This is a genomic window from Microcoleus sp. CAWBG58, assembly GCF_020883045.1.
Taxonomy (GTDB): domain Bacteria; phylum Cyanobacteriota; class Cyanobacteriia; order Cyanobacteriales; family Microcoleaceae; genus Microcoleus.
Genome location: NZ_JAHRFA010000011.1, coordinates 22505 through 38978 on the forward strand (window position 1 = coordinate 22505; position 16474 = coordinate 38978).

19 protein-coding genes are annotated in these 16474 nt (G+C 44.9%); 6 read left to right on the forward strand and 13 right to left on the reverse strand.

What is annotated here, in order from left to right; all coding sequences use genetic code 11:
* Positions 1-271 precede the first annotated feature (271 nt).
* The gene (locus tag QZ918_RS06800) at positions 272-652 is read right to left on the reverse strand and encodes a c-type cytochrome (RefSeq protein ID WP_293147850.1); all 381 of its coding nucleotides are present in this window, start codon (positions 650-652) and stop codon (positions 272-274) included.
* Between the two features lie 182 nt (positions 653-834).
* On the opposite strand from QZ918_RS06800, the gene petG reads away from it, so the two are divergent.
* Positions 835-954 (forward strand): cytochrome b6-f complex subunit V, encoded by a 120-nt coding sequence (gene petG / locus QZ918_RS06805; RefSeq protein WP_006632329.1) that lies wholly within the window; start codon positions 835-837, stop codon positions 952-954.
* An 84-nt stretch (positions 955-1038) separates the two neighbouring features.
* Positions 1039-1191 (forward strand): hypothetical protein, encoded by a 153-nt coding sequence (locus QZ918_RS06810; protein WP_293332725.1) that lies wholly within the window; start codon positions 1039-1041, stop codon positions 1189-1191.
* On the opposite strand, the gene QZ918_RS06815 is transcribed toward QZ918_RS06810, so the two are convergent.
* The 10 genes from QZ918_RS06815 to QZ918_RS06860 form a co-directional block, all read right to left on the reverse strand.
* Complete coding sequence (locus QZ918_RS06815) at positions 1169-2251, reverse strand: glycosyltransferase family 4 protein (RefSeq protein ID WP_293332727.1); 1083 nt, start codon at positions 2249-2251, stop codon at positions 1169-1171. The two genes, QZ918_RS06810 and QZ918_RS06815, sit on opposite strands and share 23 nt — an antisense overlap.
* 295 nt (positions 2252-2546) lie before the next feature.
* The gene (locus QZ918_RS06820; protein ID WP_293332729.1) at positions 2547-3617 is read right to left on the reverse strand and encodes a glycosyltransferase family 4 protein; all 1071 of its coding nucleotides are present in this window, start codon (positions 3615-3617) and stop codon (positions 2547-2549) included.
* Between the two features lie 330 nt (positions 3618-3947).
* Positions 3948-6077, reverse strand: a complete 2130-nt coding sequence (locus tag QZ918_RS06825; RefSeq protein ID WP_293332732.1) for a glycosyltransferase — start codon at positions 6075-6077, stop codon at positions 3948-3950.
* Positions 6078-6087: 10 nt separating this feature from the next.
* Entirely contained in the window at positions 6088-6621 is a 534-nt protein-coding gene (locus QZ918_RS06830) for a hypothetical protein (protein ID WP_293332735.1), read from the reverse strand.
* 108 nt (positions 6622-6729) lie between these two features.
* Positions 6730-7803, reverse strand: a complete 1074-nt coding sequence (locus QZ918_RS06835; protein WP_293147840.1) for a glucose-1-phosphate thymidylyltransferase — start codon at positions 7801-7803, stop codon at positions 6730-6732.
* Positions 7800-8042 carry a hypothetical protein gene (locus QZ918_RS06840; RefSeq protein ID WP_293332737.1) on the reverse strand — a complete coding sequence of 81 codons (243 nt, stop codon included), beginning with the start codon at positions 8040-8042 and terminating at the stop codon, positions 7800-7802. Before QZ918_RS06840 ends, QZ918_RS06835 begins: the two co-directional genes overlap by 4 nt.
* Positions 8043-8414: 372 nt before the next feature.
* The gene (locus tag QZ918_RS06845) at positions 8415-9125 is read right to left on the reverse strand and encodes a M15 family metallopeptidase (RefSeq protein ID WP_293332739.1); all 711 of its coding nucleotides are present in this window, start codon (positions 9123-9125) and stop codon (positions 8415-8417) included.
* On the reverse strand, positions 9122-9406 hold the full coding sequence (locus tag QZ918_RS06850; protein ID WP_293332741.1) for a DUF433 domain-containing protein: 285 nt from the start codon (positions 9404-9406) through the stop codon (positions 9122-9124). The genes QZ918_RS06845 and QZ918_RS06850 overlap by 4 nt, the downstream gene beginning before the upstream one ends.
* Before the next feature lie 128 nt (positions 9407-9534).
* Entirely contained in the window at positions 9535-10197 is a 663-nt protein-coding gene (locus QZ918_RS06855; protein WP_293332743.1) for a class I SAM-dependent methyltransferase, read from the reverse strand.
* A 120-nt stretch (positions 10198-10317) separates the two neighbouring features.
* Complete coding sequence (locus tag QZ918_RS06860; protein ID WP_293332745.1) at positions 10318-10629, reverse strand: hypothetical protein; 312 nt, start codon at positions 10627-10629, stop codon at positions 10318-10320.
* Between the two features lie 338 nt (positions 10630-10967).
* Here QZ918_RS06860 and QZ918_RS06865 point away from each other — a divergent pair, with 338 nt between their 5' ends.
* Together QZ918_RS06865 and QZ918_RS06870 are read left to right on the forward strand one after the other, a co-directional pair.
* On the forward strand, positions 10968-11438 hold the full coding sequence (locus QZ918_RS06865) for a MarR family winged helix-turn-helix transcriptional regulator (protein WP_293147828.1): 471 nt from the start codon (positions 10968-10970) through the stop codon (positions 11436-11438).
* A 166-nt stretch (positions 11439-11604) separates the two neighbouring features.
* Positions 11605-13287 (forward strand): HlyD family secretion protein, encoded by a 1683-nt coding sequence (locus QZ918_RS06870; RefSeq protein WP_293332747.1) that lies wholly within the window; start codon positions 11605-11607, stop codon positions 13285-13287.
* Positions 13288-13455: 168 nt separating this feature from the next.
* Here the strand turns inward: QZ918_RS06870 and QZ918_RS06875 are convergent, their stop codons facing one another.
* Positions 13456-13878 carry a YiiD C-terminal domain-containing protein gene (locus QZ918_RS06875; protein WP_293147824.1) on the reverse strand — a complete coding sequence of 141 codons (423 nt, stop codon included), beginning with the start codon at positions 13876-13878 and terminating at the stop codon, positions 13456-13458.
* 556 nt (positions 13879-14434) lie between these two features.
* Positions 14435-14647, reverse strand: coding sequence for a hypothetical protein (locus tag QZ918_RS06880; RefSeq protein WP_293332749.1), 213 nt, complete (start codon positions 14645-14647; stop codon positions 14435-14437).
* Between QZ918_RS06880 and xth the strand changes: the two genes are divergently transcribed.
* Both xth and QZ918_RS06890 read left to right on the forward strand, forming a co-directional pair.
* Positions 14634-15419 carry an exodeoxyribonuclease III gene (gene xth / locus QZ918_RS06885; protein ID WP_293332751.1) on the forward strand — a complete coding sequence of 262 codons (786 nt, stop codon included), beginning with the start codon at positions 14634-14636 and terminating at the stop codon, positions 15417-15419. The genes QZ918_RS06880 and xth overlap by 14 nt on opposite strands.
* A 160-nt stretch (positions 15420-15579) precedes the next feature.
* On the forward strand, positions 15580-16455 hold the full coding sequence (locus QZ918_RS06890; RefSeq protein WP_293332753.1) for an SDR family oxidoreductase: 876 nt from the start codon (positions 15580-15582) through the stop codon (positions 16453-16455).
* Positions 16456-16474 lie beyond the last annotated feature (19 nt).

The following is a 16474-nucleotide window of genomic DNA, read 5'->3' on the forward strand; positions in this document are numbered from 1 at the left end:
TCAACTTAACGTCAAACCTAGTGGCTGTCTTCTGTTTGGCGATCGGAGCCAGATCCCCCCTAGCCCCCCTTCTTAAGGGGGGGACAGGATTTTCCTCAAAGTCCCCCTTCTTAAGGGGGATTTAGGGGGATCGACGCTCAGGGTAAACGAGAGATACAAAGGTTTTCGGGGTTAAGTTGACACCAATCCACAGTAGGATGCACACTTCGCGCACCTACTCTTAGCTGGACAATCAGGATTAGGGGAACGAAATTCCGTTCCCCTTTTTTTGTTAAATTTGTTGGAGATATTTCAGCAAGTCGGCCATTTCTTGCGGGCTCGGCTGAAACTGTGGCATTGGTGGGGTTCGCCCGCTGGTGACTTGGCGGATCAGCTCGAATTCGGATTTGCGCTCTGAAACTCGGTGCAAGTTGGGCCCAACTTGAGTCTCTCCGACGGATATGTGACACCCCGCACAGTTCATTTGAAAGATGGCGGAACCCTGAAACTGGTCGCCAGTAAGGGAAAGTACGCTTTTGACGTAGGGATCGGCAACTTGAAACTGACGAATTGTCATCGTCGCCAACATGATGGCAAGCAACACCGCTATCGCAAATATGACCAGTCGCTCGATCGGGTTTTTAATTTCATTCGTGGCAATTTGGTGATTCAAAGGAGTGCAAATTTAAAATAGTATCTACAAGAAAATTTATTTCTCATCACATAGCTTAATCGTTTCCAGCGGGGATATCAAGATCTGATACCCCCAGAACTCCCAAGAATAGGAAAATTCATCTGTCTCAGTGCTGGTAATATTAAAATTAGATTGTTAAATCTTAACGTTAAGGAGCTCTCATGGTAGAACCGCTGCTTTCAGGTATTGTTCTGGGTTTAATCTTTGTTACTCTGGCGGGGCTGTTTTTTGCTGCTTACCAGCAATACAAGCGCGGCGATCAGTTGGGTATCAACAAGTAAAAGGGCCTATAGTGCCTCGGTGAAGCGGAGGGGAGGGGGAGGAGATGGGGAGATGGGGAGAGGGGGAGAGGGGGAGATGGGGAGATGGGAAATATCTTTCTTCTTTCGTCTTCTGTTTTCCTTCTTTCAACTGTCAACTCTTCCTTTTGTCAACTGTCAAATCTTCCCTCTTCCCTCTTCCAACTGTCAACTGTCAACTGTCAACTGTCAACTGTCAACTGTATCGATCGAGAATAGCAGCAGTTTCCACGCCTGTCTTTTCCCAGCTAAACAGTTTCGATCTGGCCAAACCTAGTTCCCGCAAGTGCGATCGAGCTTTGGGATCTGTTGCCAGCTCGTGCATAGCAGAGGCTATTTCCTGGATGCTGTACGGATTGACTAACAATGCTGCATCCCCCCCGACTTCCGGCATAGAAGATAGGTTAGAAGTGATGACAGGAGTGCCACAGGCCATTGCTTCGAGCACCGGGAGACCGAATCCTTCCCAAAGACTGGGGAATACCAGGGCGATCGCCCGGTTGATGACTTTCGGCAAATCAGCCGCGGGGAGGTAATTTAGGAATTTTACGCGATCGGACAATCCCAATTCTTGAACCTGGGCCTTCAGCAGCGGCGTATAGCGTTGATCTTCCGATCCCGTTATCCACAATTCGTACTCGGAATTATTGGGTAAAGTCGCAAAGGCTGCTACAACTCGCTGGACGTTTTTATGTGGATTGTGGCGGCCCATATACAGGAAATAATTGCTAGTTGGTAAGTCGAGAAACTTAAAAAAACTGGTATCGTAGCCGGGAAAAATTCGTGTAATTAAAGAACTTGGAATCTTACAAAAGTTAGTAATATCATTGGCGGTTGACTCGGAATCGCAGATGATATGTTCAGCCTGTCGCAACACTTGGGGAATGTAGTAGCGGTGATAAACCGCTAAAGGATCGAAGCGGCGGGGAAATCGTAAAGCTATTAGGTCATGTACTGTAATTATATACCGACAACCGCGAAATAGAGGAGCTTCGGGAATTGGCGAAAATAACAGGTTAGATTTTAGCTTTTTGTATATTTTGGGGATTTGGGTTTGTGTCCACAGCAATCGGTTGATGTGTCCTTTGATTCCTTGTTGTGGTGTGAGGTTGGCTGGGATTTCGTAGCAGTTATTATTGGGTATTTTTTGGGCTGTTAGTAAGGTTGGATTGAGGGTTTTTAGGTGGGGAAATAGGTTTTTGGCGTAGATGGCTAAGCCTGTTGGTTCGGAAATTAGGAAGGAGAGATTAATTAGTAGGTTTGGTTGGGGGTTTGGCATAGCGTGATATGAGGATTGCGGTTTTTTGGTTGGGATTTTTTTTTGATTAACCGCAGAGGGCGCAGAGGGCGCGGAGAGGGGAAAGAAGAGTGGGAAGATTTACAGATGTTGAGGATTGCGGTTTTTTGGTTGGGATTTTTTTATTTAACCGCAGAGGGCGCAGAGGGCGCGGAGAGGGGAAAGAAGAGTGGGAAGATTTACAGATGTTGAGGATTGCGGTTTTTTGGTTGGGATTTTTTTATTTAACCGCAGAGGGCGCAGAGGGCGCAGAGAGGGGAAAGAATAGTGGGAAGATTTACAGATATTGTTGTAAGATTTTGGCGGTTGCTTGTCCGGTTTTGTGCCAGCTAAATTCGGTCGATCGCGCTAAGCTAGCTTTTTTTAAGTGCGATCGCACTTTGGAATCTGTGGCTACTGTTTGCATGGCTGCGGCTATTTCTCCGACGCTGTAGGGATTGACTAATAATGCCGCATCTCCGGCTACTTCTGGCATCGATGACAGGTTGGAAGTGATGACTGGCGTACCGCAGGCCATTGCTTCTAAAATCGGCAAGCCGAATCCTTCCCAGAGTGTGGGAAACACTAGGGCGATCGCCTGATTCATCAGTACGGGCAATTGCGAGTAGGGAACGTAACCGAGAAACTTTACTAAAGATTGTATACCCAATTGTTCTACTTGTGCGATCGACTGTGGGGTGTAGGCGTTGGGTGGCCCGGCTAGCCAAAGTTCGTAGTTTGTGCGATCGGGTAAACTTGCAAATGCAGCAATTAATCTTTCCAAGTTTTTGTAACTATCGTGTCTTCCGGTATAAAGAAAATAGTTTTTAGCTGGCAAGTCGAGAAATCGAAAATTAATATTATCACAAGCTAGGGGAATTGCGGTCATTTTCTGACGCGAAATCTGATAAAAGTTAGCAACATCTGTCGCCGTTGCTTGGGAATCGCAAATAATATGTTCGGCTTGTCGCAAAACCTGGGGGATGTAGTAGCGAAAATAAGCTGTCAGCCGAGAGAACTTTTGGGGGAATCGTAAAGGAATCAAATCGTGAACCGTAACTATGTAGCGGCATTTGGAATATAAAGGCGCTTCTGGAATCGGCGAAAAGATTAGGCTTGACTGCAATTTGTCGTAAATTTTAGGCAATGCAAATTGAGTCCACAGCAGCCTGTTGATTTGTCCTTTTGGCCCTCGATCCGGTGTGATGTTATCTGGGATTGGATAGCAACTATAATTGTCAATTTGCTGGGAAGTGAGTAATGTTGGTTCTAGCTGTTGCAGTTGCGGGAAAAGATTAGCTGCATAAGTTCCGATTCCAGTAGGTTCGGGAGTCAAAAATGACAAATTGATTAACAGTGGATTGGACACAGTTTAGATTAAAATAAACTTTAATATGAACAATATCAGGCGATTGAAACCGCGTCTATATAAACACTCACACGAGAAGTGCAGGTTGCAAAACCGGCAGTTAAAATACGTTGTTTGCTTCAACCAGCAGAGGCGGACATAATTGGTGTAAGCCTGGTTTTAACCGCCGTCTACGTTTCTGCCTTTTCCTTACCAGAAAGAATTGGTTGAAAGCCAGAACCTCGATCGGGAGAAATTAAAATCAGACGATTTATTACTTTAATCCTTTTCCTTCTTTTGTCAAGTCCTGTCAACTGTCAACTGTCAACTGTCAACTGAGTCAATGTATGCTTAAGGTCGATCGAGCATTTGAGCAATCTCGCCTGGATTTGGCAGCCGAATTGTAGCATACTCCTGCTGAACAATCTCAAAAAAACTCTTGACTTTGTGTTCAAAAGGTGGGAGTCTAAAGTTCTGACTGCGTTGCTGTGCGCCAGCTTGAAGTTCTGCCAGCAAATCGGGATTGACAATTAGTTGATGTGAATAGTGGCAAAGTTCCTCAACCGTATTGAACAAAAAGCCCGATCGCCCGTGTTCGACAATTTCCGGTTGTCCACCGCCACAAAATGCGATCGGAGCACAACAGTTTTGCATTGCTTCCACCGTTGCCATTCCAAAATGCTCAAACCTTTGAGGATTGACTTCACCCAAACCGCAGCCATGCCAAAATATACTCGATTTAGCATAAAGCGATTTTACCTCATCTAAGGAACCATTGACTTTAAGTTCGATCGCCCTTGAATCCTGCTTCAACAAATTCTGCACCGTCTTTAAATAAGGATTTTTCGGAACACTGCTACCCGCTAAAATCAGCCGCCATCCTTGAAGTTCATCGGGATAATCTGCTAGCAAATTGCGGAAAGCTTGAATTAGTTCAATTTGCTTTTTTGTTCCTCCAGCTTCAAACTGTCCCACAGCTAAAATACTCTTTTCCTTCGGCACTTTAGCTGTTGCCATTTCTACGGGCGGATACAGCATAAAAGTGGGTTGCAAATTCCAACGTTTCTCCAGCCACTTGACAGTAAATTGACTGTTGGCAATAATAAAAGTGTAATCATCCACAGCAAAATGACGGTTGCGAAAAGTATTCGGAAAGTGGCAGAAAAATACTGATATCGGCGACAGCGGTTTGACTTTTTCGAGTTGGTTGGCGTTGACAAAAATATCGTAATTTTTGCTTTCTCTACCAATTTCATCAAACGGATTTTCCATATCCTCAGCGATGATACTGGAATCGATGCACTGCATTCCGCGTTTCTCGTAAAATTGCAACGGAATAATCTTGATTTTGCATCCTGAAAGGTTGAGCCCGTACCACGACTCTAAGTCAGAAACAGCAACGGGTTTGTTGGCGATGAAGGTAATGTCAAATTCATTTTGCAGCAGCGAGGCGATGGTAGCGACGTATTTTTGTCCGCCGCCGATAAAATGCAATCCGTGATCGTAAATTGCGATCGACATTTTGCGATCGCCCCTAACCACCTCCAATCGAGGTAAAATGCGATCGATCTTCATTCTACTGTAAATCACCGCCAACTTTTCCGTCAACTGCGGCAGTACAGTGGCGACGATTTCCGGCTTCTGACAATCTAGCAGTTTTTTAATCGCCACAAACAAACTCTCAAACAGTAAATCGTACTGTTTGCTAGTAAAAAAATCCGAAGTATGAATTGCTTTAGCTAATTGCAGGGGTTCGTGTTTCGCCAAATATAAAAAACGATTGCGGTTGCAAAAATACTCAGTGAGTTTGCTACCTTTACTCGAACCGCGATACTCATGATGGGCGATAGCTGCGGGAGTATAAAGCATTTTCCAACCGCGTTTTTGGCAGCGTTTGGAAAACTCTACATCCTCAAAGTACATCACAAAATCTTCATCAATCGGCCCGACATTTTCCAGACATTCCCTGCGGAAAAGCACCGCCGCCCAACAAAGCCCTTCTACTTCCCTTTCTGTATTATATTGTCCCGAATCTTTTTCGCCAAAGCCGATATCTTGCCAATAAAAATTAGGTAATTGCTGAATGCCCGCACTATTAATTCGCCCGTCTTTAAACAACAATTTGCCGCTAGCAGCACCGACTTGGCTGTCAGTGTCTAGACGTTTAACTAATATTTCCAGCCATTGACTGTCAAGAGTTGCATCATTATTGAGAAAGCAGATGTATTGCCCTTTTGCTTCGCTGATGCCGAGGTTGAGGGCTTTGGCAAAGTTGTTGGCGGTATTCACAAAGATGCGAACTTTGGGAAACAGTTCGCGCAGGGAACTAACGGAATCGTCTTGAGAGCAATTATCAATTACAATTAAATCGAGTTGTGATTCTGGGTACGCAAGTTTTTGTAGAGATTTTAAGCAGTCTTTGGTGTGGCGCAGACCATTATAGTTAACTATAATAAATGAGCATATAGGAAGTGTAGTCATCTTTGATGCTTTATGGTTGTCGATCGCCCAATTGAGCGGTAATCTCCTGTAAAATAGCAGTATGTTGCTGCTGTACTGCTTTGATTTGCTCTACTTCAGACTGAAAATTTGCGATCGCCCGTTGTTGACTCTCAAGCTGTGCTGTAAGTTCGGGAAACCCGCTGCTGAATTCCGATGTAAGTTTTTTCTCTAGAGTTTGTTGATTTTCTTGCAATTTTTGCAACTGCGTGCTCAATGTTTGCACGACGCGAGTATTGGCAAAATTATAAATTACTTGTCTGTCTAGTACGGGCTTGAGCAATTTTCGGACGATTTTTCTGACGGCGATGACTGCGGAACCGAGCCGCCTTTGGTAAGATGTAATTGGAATGTTATAAATGTCAAAACCCGCTTTGAGAAGGGCAATGTCTTCGTCATCTTCATTTTGGGCGATCGCACTTTTTGCTCTTTCCGGCAGCGGCAACTCAGCAATACCAATTCGCGGCTCCAAAGTTTGGCGCAATTTATCTATAATTTGTTGAGTCGGTATTTCTTCGTACTGCAATCTGTCGCCTCCTTTTAATTTATGGTGCGCCTCGGCACACCATCTCGTAGGGTTAGCAACCCGCACCACTGGGTAAATTGCCCCTACGAGAATAGTGCAAATCCCAAGTTAGACTAACTCGATTTGACTGTCATCACCAATCATAAACCGCAACGCTTTAGGGCGCGGCGGCGCATTTGTGAGTTGAGCTCGCTGCCCGATCACGCTGTCAACAATTCGCTGGTGAATGCCAACAATTTTCGCCCCTTGCAATATTACACTGTGTTCGATATCAGCATCAACCATCGTCACGCGATCGGCAATACTGCTGTAAGGCCCGATAAAGCAATTTTCAATGCGGCAATTTTCCCCAATTACCACAGGCCCGCGAACTGTAGAATTAATAATTTCACTGCCTTCGCCTATTTGCACTCGCCCAATAATTTGACTTTTGGCATCTACTTTTAATTCAGTTGAAGCTACGATACAGCTATCTAAAATGATTTGGTTTGCACTCAGCAAATCATCTTTTTTCCCCGTATCCAACCACCAACCATCTAAATTGCAGGCTTCTACGTGTTTTTCTTGATTGATTAACTGTTGGATAGCATCAGTAATTTCGAGTTCCCCGCGGGCAGAGGGTTGAATTTGATCGATCGCCTCGTGAATAGTAGGAGCAAAAAAGTAAATCCCCACCAGTGCTAAATTAGACGGCGGAACTATGGGTTTTTCTACTAACTGTAAAACTCGCCCGTTCTCATCAACCTTTGCTACACCGAAAGCACTGGGATTAGGAACTGGGCGCAGCAAAATTAGAGCGTCTAGTTTTTGCTTATTAAAATTCTCTAAAAACGGATCTAACTGACTCTGAATTAAGTTATCTCCTAAATACATAATAAATGGAGAATCACCCAAAAATGGTCGAGCAATTTTTACTGCATGAGCGAGTCCCGCCGGCTCTGATTGTAAGATATAAGTAATTTTTGCACCGAAGCGAGAGCCATCTCCTGTTTTTGCCTTCACCTCTTCACCAGTTTCAGGACTAATAATAATCCCGATATCCGTAATCCCAGCCGCCACAATGCCTTCAATTCCGTACCACAGTATCGGCTTATTTGCCACAGGAACCAACTGCTTAGCACCCGTATAGGTGAGGGGACGCAAGCGTGTTCCTTTGCCGCCAGAGAGGATGAGTGCTTTCATTGGGTGAAATCTAAGTTATCCTTTAGGGTTTGCGGTGCTGGCTTGACTTGCCTGCACTTATTCGCTCTCGTTAATTTTAAAGCACAGCTACCCCGCTGGCAATAGCCGATCAAAAAGAAGGAAGAGTTGACAGTTGACAGTTGACAGCACACCAGTTGACAGTTGACAGTTGACAGTTGACAGTTGACAGAAGTAATCAAAGCAGGGGTTTCAGCAATTAAGAACGTTTTTAATATCAATACTTCGGACAGTTTTAGATATAATTGAGTATCTCAAACCTTTGATGGCTATAGGGATGAGTATTTTTTCAATCTTTAAGTAAGCGTCCTGAGTTTTAAAAAAACCATTAAAAATGCCAGGGCTTACGCTGTAACGCTTACAGAGTCGTCAAAAAACTGTCCGAAGTATTGTAATATAGCGGTTCTCAAAAAGTGAGGTATGCCCTATGCCCTATGCCCTATGCCCTATGCCCTATGCCCTATGCCCTATGCCCTATGCCCTATGCCCATGATTACCTGATATGAGATGTCGAAACGCTATATCTTGTCGGTTCCAATCCAACAAATGATTTCTAGCGATCGAGCATTCAGTCATCTAAAATCTAAAATGGTTTAATAGTGGCCGTATCGGGCGATAACTTGACTACCACTATTCTTGTTATTTGTCAACCACGCCCACATCTGATCGCCCACAGAAAAATGCCACCACTCGTTAGGATGTTGCTGAAAACCAGCAACTATCATCGCATCTTTCAATATTTGCCTGTGCAGGTGGTATTGCTGTTCTTGCGCGTCTTTGCTATTACCAAAATAATCGGGATAAGAACGTTCCGATATTTCATCAATCGGAGAACCCATATCAATTTGTCGATTATTTTCATCGACTAAAGTTATATCCAAAGCTGCGCCTGTACTGTGAGGGGGAGGCGTAGCGCGATCGAGGCTCGGCACAGCCCAAAATTGATATACGTGTTCTATAATAACTTGGCGTTGGTCTTCGGAAACTGGAAATTCGCAGCCTTGAGCTACGGCAATTTGATTGAAAGTATAATCTACCATAAATTGCTGAACTTCCACGGGTCGATAGGCATCAAATATGAGAATTTTCAAATTTTGATGATTTTGCTGTAGATGCGTTTTAGCTGCTACCAGATTATCTACAACTCCTTGCCGCAAATAGTAAGGTGAATCTGCTTTGCTGTTGTGATAGGGAGCACCCAACTTTTGATAAGGGTGCGGAATTTCAAAGGCAAAATGTTCGGGTGGAATTGGGACTAAAGGCTCACCGCATTCGTCAATTTCTATTTGCTGATATGGCTTCATATCAAGGTTTTACCTACTTGATGATACTGTACAAAGGTTTGTAGTGAGGACTTCAGTCCTAAAATATTTATGAGGACTAAAGTCCTCACTACAAACACTATAGCAGCATAAATATCTTCATCTTCTAAATCGTCACAATCATCTATAATTTCTTTAGCATTCATACCTGAACAGAGTAATTCAAGAATCAACTCTACTGGATATCTGAGACCGCGAATACAGGGTTTTCCGTGACAGATATTTGGATCGAGTGTGATGCGTTGCAAAAGTTGGTTGTCCATGTTTGAGGAGCCACTGTTAAATATATTCTAAGATAAAGATCGTAACTCTAGCTCGGTTTGTAGTAAAGACTTTAGTCCTCAAAAAAATCAGCGGACTAAAGTCCTCACTACGAACATTTAAAAAAATCCTAACTTTGGCGGTAAGCAACTACTGCATAAAATGGATCGCCGCCTCCCATCCCCAGCATTTGCATAAAACTCGGCAAGCTAGACTGTTTAGCAATTACTTCCGGCTTGCTAAATCCGGGTATGTTCGCTCCTTTGACAGAATTAAAGTAACCCTGAACTAATTTTACCCGATCGCCCTCCGAACCTTCCCGCCAAGCGGCAATTGCTTTCTGATAAAACATCCGGTTGGAAAAACTGATAATTGCTACGCCCCCCGGCTTCAAAATCCGGTGAATCTCCGCAAAAATTGCATCCGCGTATTGCAAATATTGTACCGAAACGCAGTTGACAACCGCGTCAAACTCTGCATCCGGCAGCGGCAATTTAGGATTTGCGTTCAAATTCTGCACGAAATAATGATTCAGTCGGGGATTTTTTGCCAACTCCTCTTCATTCATCCCGTGCCCTTCGACATGAGCAAATTCCATTTCCTCGGGCAAGTGAGACACCCAACTGCTCATCATATCGAAAATCCGAGTATTTGGTTTCAGCCGTTCCCGATACAAGTCGGTTAGTTGCTGAATGAATCCCTCGTCTACGTGCGTCACAAACCGGGGATAGGAATAGAACAGATTGTCGTCTGTATCGTCTAACTTGGTGCGCTGATTTTCTTGGAGTGGCATAACGTGCGATGTGCGATCGTAACTTTACTCTTCTTATTTTACTAATAATTAAGAAATGTAAACAGATTCCCCAGGATAAACTTTCCAGCACTCGCCTGCTCCTGTTTTAAATCATTATCTTCAGAGTTTACTCAGTATTTTTATTATGCAAGACTCTGCTTCATTCAGCTTGTCACCACACATTCCGGCTCGTTTATACGTTGATTCAAGACCAAGAATAGCTGAATGAGCGGCTTCAAAATAAGGCAGTATCTGGCTCTTTATAGACGGATCGATCGACTCATCTTTTTTTAAATTATCGCACAGGCGAGACACGGCCCATTTGGCATCACTCATCATTGTTGTTTCGTAGGCTTCTTCCACCTCGGATTGGGCGTTCTTTAATTGCTGAATGATTTGATGCAATTTTTTTCTTTGCTCTTCGCACATCACATTCATCACTCCTTGAGAGACTAAATTATATAGGAATAGAACAAATTATTATCGTCGGTATTATTTAACTTGGTGTACTGATTTCCTGGGACTACAATAAAGTGCGATCGCAACTTTGAGCTTCCTATTTTAGGAATAATTAAGAAATCCAAACAAGTTTGACGAAAATTTAGCTGTTTTTTGCGATCGAGCGTGGGCGATCGCCCTCATTATACTGACTTACTTGCTGCCGACTCTATCTCAAATCTCAAATCCGATGACCGAAAATCTGCGATCGCCCCTTGACAGCTCCCAAATAACATCTTACACTTATAGTAAGAACGCTAAGTAATAAACAGATGGTTACTACATCGACAGTCGATCGCAAATATCTAGCTAGGTGGCACGACGTTCTCGCCCCCCACAGCCTGGGCTACCGCATCAAACTGCTAGGGCAGCTAGGGACTCGCAGGTTGCAAGAAATCCTCGAACCATTTGGGCTGACACCATTTCACTGGTTGGTACTCTGCTGCTTGTGGCAAGAAGACGGCTTGCCAACTTCCAGTATTGGCGACAAACTGCAACAGGTAGGCGGTACACTGACAGGCGTGCTCGATCGCATGGAAGAAAGAGGTTTAGTCCGCCGCGAGAGAGACACGCGCGATCGCCGCATTTGGCGCATTTGGCTGACAGACTCGGGTACGCAACTGCAAGAGGTGTTGCCGCCGCTGGTAGCAGATATCAGAGAGAAGTCAATGACTGGAATTTCAAAGGCCGATCGAGAACTCTTCTCCCAATTGATCGATCGGGCGATCGTCAATCTTTCCTAAACCGCCAACAAATAGCTCTTTCGACTGAAGTGCAGCAGCATCTACCTCAACTACATTAAAAACAACTCAAAAATATTACGCATCCTTAAAAAAAGCAGTCTTACTAAATAAAAACTACGCACCCTAAACAAACGACATCTTACTAAAGTATCAGGAGTCAAATACCATGAAAGGCACAAACGAAATCAACCCAGCAGAATTCAACGGTAACGGCAAAGGCAAAGCAGTAGCTGTCTTAGAAAAGCCGATCGACAACACCCAAGCTAAAATGGTGCCTGTCATACCCGCCCCCGAGACAGAAGTCAGCGCCCCCGCAGAGCTAAAAACCAGCCCAGAAACAGAAATCCAAGCACCCCTACCGGCGCCGGAAACACCGAAGAAAAAAGCCCCGAAAGCGATAATTTTAGCAGCGCTGGGCATCGGGGCGATCGCAGCAGGCAGCTTTGGCTACAATTATTGGCAATACGCCTCCATCCACCAAGAAACCGAAAACGCCACAGTAGCCGGACACATCCACCAAGTCAGCAGCCCCATCAACGGTACTGTCGGCGAAGTCTTAGTAGAAGACAACCAACAAGTAAAACCCGGCCAACTGCTGATTAAACTTGACCCCCGCGACTACCAAGTTAAACTGCAACAATCCCAAGCAGCCCTAGAAAACGCCCGCCGCCAAGCCGAAGCAGCCCAAGCGAATATTTCCCTAGCCTCTCAAACCAGCCAAGGTAAAACAGCCCAAGCCCAAGGAGATATCAGCACCGCCAACGCTGGCATTTCCACCGCCCAAGCAGCAATTAGGGAAGCCCAACAAGGCGTACCCGCAGCCGAAGCCGCAGTCGCCCAAGCTGAAGCAGGCGTACCCGCAGCCGAAGCCAAAGTCGCCCAAGCCGAAGCCGGAATTCCCCAAGCCCAAGCTAAAGTGACGGAAGCCGAAGCCGGAATTGCCGCAGCCCAAGCTCAGTTAGTGCAAGCGCAAGCTAATCTTGTGAAAACGCAAGCAGATTATAGACGGTACGAAAGTTTGCAGCAAGAAGGTGCGATCGCCCGCCAGCAACTAGACGCAGCGAGAGCAGCCTACGAAGTCGCCCAAGGCCAAACTACCGCAGCCCAACAAGGAATTGCCCAAGCTAGAGCGCGGTTAGCCCAAGCCAAGGAAGGCGTAACCGCAGCCCAAGCAGCAGTAGCGCAAGCTCAAGAAGGAGTAAAGCAAGCTGAAGCTCAAGTCGCACAAGCTAAAGTCGGCATCGCCAGCGCCCAAGCTAAAGTCGCTGTAGCCCAGGAAGGAATCAGCACCGCCGAAGCCAAACTGGCTGCATCGAAGGGCGGATTGCAACAGGCTCAAGCTACGGGCGAGCAAACTAAGGTCAGTCGATCGCAGTATGATGCTGCTAAGGCTGCGATCGCCCAATCGGAAGCTGCGGTGAAAGACGCTCAACTGCAACTTTCCTACACGAATATCACCGCACCCGCCACCGGACAAATCGGGCGCAAATCGGTTGAAGTGGGGCAGCGGGTGCAGTCGGGAACTCCGTTAATGGCGATCGTCAGCAACGATTTATGGGTAATTGCCAACTTCAAAGAAACGCAACTGGCAAACATGAAACCAGGCCAAAAAGTAGAAATCAAATTAGATGCTTTTGGTAGCCGTAAATTTGAAGGGCGTCTCGATAGTTTCTCACCTGCTTCTGGCGCTCAATTCTCCCTATTGCCTCCAGACAATGCGACGGGAAACTTCACCAAAGTAGTGCAGCGGATTCCAGTGAAAGTTGTGTTTGATGCCGACAGCATTAAAGGTTATGAATCGCGAATTGCACCGGGGATGTCTGCTACTGTCAACGTTGAATTGAAATGATAGAATTTTAGAAGTCGGGGATTTGATTTTTTCGGGCTTTGGCGCCTAGCACCATAAATCCTCGACTTTTTTGTGGGAGTTGGAAGATTTTGAAAAGTCAGGAATTTGATTATTTGCGGTTAATGGCGATCGACCTTATAATATCATTTTGTAAAGTTAAGCTCCCTATTACTTGAGTTTCTGAACAAACCATTCAATAGAAGCACTCATTGTCACAATATTTTCAGAGTCCACGATGTCAACACTAATAGATAACATTGCTCTACTTCTTGCTTCTAGAGCATTTATAAACCGCTGAAAATCGTCATCGGAAACTTGAGCTTTTCCATAGATCTCTCCTGTCGCTGGTTTCTTATATTTAACTTCAACTCTTCTCACCACTGGAACGTAGTCAGATAAATTTCCCTTGAAACGACTTAATAAATATTCTCCACTGCAAGCTTCAGCCAGAGCGAACTGAGCACTCGCATGAACAGTACCCAGGTGATTTTGGTAATTGGGAGAATTGCTCAGTTTAAGCAGAACTTCACTGGAGTGACTCGCTTTCTCAATGCCAATAAAACTGTTGAACGGTACTTCAATAATCTCCAAAACTCACCTCTGTAAATAAATTTGATAATTTGAGATAAATCAGCAAAACGCTCATCTTTATCGACGCGCGCAATCAAAAATCCACTCGATCGATTAGCAAGAGCTAAACTCACACTTGTGGTATAACTTCATTACAGTACCATGAAACTACGAAACTCGCGGTGACGATCGCGCTGACTATGCCTTGGCTGCGAGGATGTGATGTTTTCGGTTAAGGGCGATCGATAGATAAATAAATAAATAAATAAATAAATAAATAGATAGATAGATAGATGACTACTCTAGCTGGCAATCTCTTGTTTCATATATAGAAAAAAATTAAAGAATTTGGAGAAAATTATGTAATTAATTTTGCTTTACTCCTTAACTCTTTCTGACTCTCACGATTAACCAGTTGAAAGACATTCTTAATATCTCGATCGCCTTGAATCATAATTGCTGTCACAACCCTAAATAAAAAAATTGGATCAAACAACAATTTATTGCTTTAATTTGTTGGTGGATCGCAGGGTGTTAAATTTCATTTCTACGAAGACTCTATATCCTTCAGTTTGCGCTACGGTACTGTATCAGCCAAATCGCCAAATGTCAACTTTGACTCAATTATTCGATCGCACATCCGAACTCCAGCCTCAAACTGTACTATACTATAGAGCGTCCCACTGGCGACCATCACTCGCGAACACCCCGATCGCACTCCGATGAGTAAATCTAAAATATAAAATCTAAAATCGACTAATCTATTACTTACTATAATGAAAATTGCCACCTGGAACGTCAACTCAATTCGCACCCGCCTCGAACACGTTACTAACTGGTTGCAAACCAACCAAATCGACGTTCTCTGCTTGCAAGAAACCAAAGTTACAGACAAAGACTTTCCCCTGCAACCCTTCCTCGACATCGGCTACAACTGTTACATCTCCGGTCAAAAATCCTACAACGGCGTCGCTATTTTTAGTCGATCGCCCCTGTCACAAGTCAGCGCCGGATTTTCCCCCATTCTCGGCACCGAAACCACAGGTATCTTCGACGAACAAAAGCGTCTCATAGCCGGGGTTATAGACGATATTTGCATCATTTCCGTATACGTTCCCAACGGTTCCGAGGTTGGTTCCGAGAAGTATCAATACAAACTGCATTGGCTCAAACTGCTGCAAGAATACCTGAAAATAGCACTAGACAAATCGCCCAACCTGTGTATTTGTGGCGACTTCAATATCGTACCGGACGATCGAGATATATACAATCCCAAAGCTGCTGCAAACTCCGTTGGCCTATCAATACCCGAACGCCAAGCATTAACAGAAATCACCGAATTAGGATTGAGCGACCCCTTTCGCAAATTCACCTCAGAAGGCGGACATTATAGTTGGTGGGACTATCGCGCCGCCGCATTTCCCCGCAACAACGGCTGGAGAATCGACCACCATTATCTCAGCATTCCCCTGTACGAACAAGCAAAAAACTGTACAATAGATATTGCTCCCAGAAAATTAGTCAAACCCAGCGATCACACCCCCGTAATTGTCGAAATTTGAATTATCAGTTATAAATTTAATAACAACTCACATCGGGCATAATTCTCAATAAACTCCTCAGTCCTCTTCAGAGGACTTAAGCTATGAGGCAGGGGTTTAAACCCCTGCCGGACTGCGACGGTAAGTGCAAAATCTCAATAACAACCAACACCTAAAAATCATGTTCTTAGTAACCGGAGCAACAGGCTCCCTAGGCCGCCGAATAGTACGAGAAATCAGACAGCAAGACAAACCTGTCCGCGCATTTGTTCGCCTCGCTTCTCGCTACTCAGAACTAGAAAACCGAGGCGCCCAAATCTTTATCGGCGACTTAAAACAAGACAAAGATATTAAAAAAGCTTGTCAAGGAGTGCAATACATCATCAGCACCCACGGCACAGGCGGCGACGTTCAAGCAGTACACTACCGCGCCAACATAGAACTGATAGACTGCGCCAAAGAAGCCGGAGTGCAGCACTTTGTCTTTCTTTCGGTACTGGGAGTCGATCGGGGATACGAAGATTCAGCAGTATTCAAAGCCAAGCGAGAAGTCGAAAAATACCTGCAAAACAGCGGATTAAATTATACCATTTTGCGGCCAGCCGGTTTCGCTTCGAGCTTGCTGCCCCTAGCAGAAAGATTTCGAGAAACCGGGCTTTACCTGCTGATTGGCGACGGCAAAAACCGCACCTCTGTTGTCAGTACCGACGACTTGGCTCGCATCGCAGTAGACTCACCAACAGTAGAAGGCGCGCGCAACCAAATTTTATCAGTCGGCGGCCCCGATGTGCTGACCAGAGACGACATTGCCCGGATTTTCGGACGCTTGTTCAATCGCGAACCCGTGGTAATCAACCCGCCGTTGATGGTATTTGATGGCTTGCGAAATGCCTTGGGTTTGTTGAATCCTCAGGCTCAAAAAGGCTTGGGAACTTTGCGGGTATTGCTGGGTAACGAGTTTTTCTGTACTCCCGAAGAAGTGCAAAAATTGGAGTTAATCTACGGCATCAGAATGGAATCACTAGAAAGCTTTTTGCGGCGCAATTTGAGCGTTTAAAAAACTGGTTTGCAGTTGG

Bases quoted from the DNA above. Each gene is read 5' to 3' on its own strand.
- petG (WP_006632329.1), top strand. From the start codon at position 835: ATGGTAGAACCGCTGCTTTCAGGTATTGTTCTGGGTTTAATCTTTGTT.
- QZ918_RS06810 (WP_293332725.1), top strand. From the start codon at position 1,039: ATGGGAAATATCTTTCTTCTTTCGTCTTCTGTTTTCCTTCTTTCAACT.
- QZ918_RS06815 (WP_293332727.1), bottom strand. From the start codon at position 2,251: ATGCCAAACCCCCAACCAAACCTACTAATTAATCTCTCCTTCCTAATT.
- QZ918_RS06825 (WP_293332732.1), bottom strand. From the start codon at position 6,077: ATGACTACACTTCCTATATGCTCATTTATTATAGTTAACTATAATGGT.
- QZ918_RS06835 (WP_293147840.1), bottom strand. From the start codon at position 7,803: ATGAAAGCACTCATCCTCTCTGGCGGCAAAGGAACACGCTTGCGTCCC.
- QZ918_RS06845 (WP_293332739.1), bottom strand. From the start codon at position 9,125: ATGAAGCCATATCAGCAAATAGAAATTGACGAATGCGGTGAGCCTTTA.
- QZ918_RS06850 (WP_293332741.1), bottom strand. From the start codon at position 9,406: ATGGACAACCAACTTTTGCAACGCATCACACTCGATCCAAATATCTGT.
- QZ918_RS06855 (WP_293332743.1), bottom strand. From the start codon at position 10,197: ATGCCACTCCAAGAAAATCAGCGCACCAAGTTAGACGATACAGACGAC.
- QZ918_RS06865 (WP_293147828.1), top strand. From the start codon at position 10,968: ATGGTTACTACATCGACAGTCGATCGCAAATATCTAGCTAGGTGGCAC.
- QZ918_RS06870 (WP_293332747.1), top strand. From the start codon at position 11,605: ATGAAAGGCACAAACGAAATCAACCCAGCAGAATTCAACGGTAACGGC.
- xth (WP_293332751.1), top strand. From the start codon at position 14,634: ATGAAAATTGCCACCTGGAACGTCAACTCAATTCGCACCCGCCTCGAA.
- QZ918_RS06890 (WP_293332753.1), top strand. From the start codon at position 15,580: ATGTTCTTAGTAACCGGAGCAACAGGCTCCCTAGGCCGCCGAATAGTA.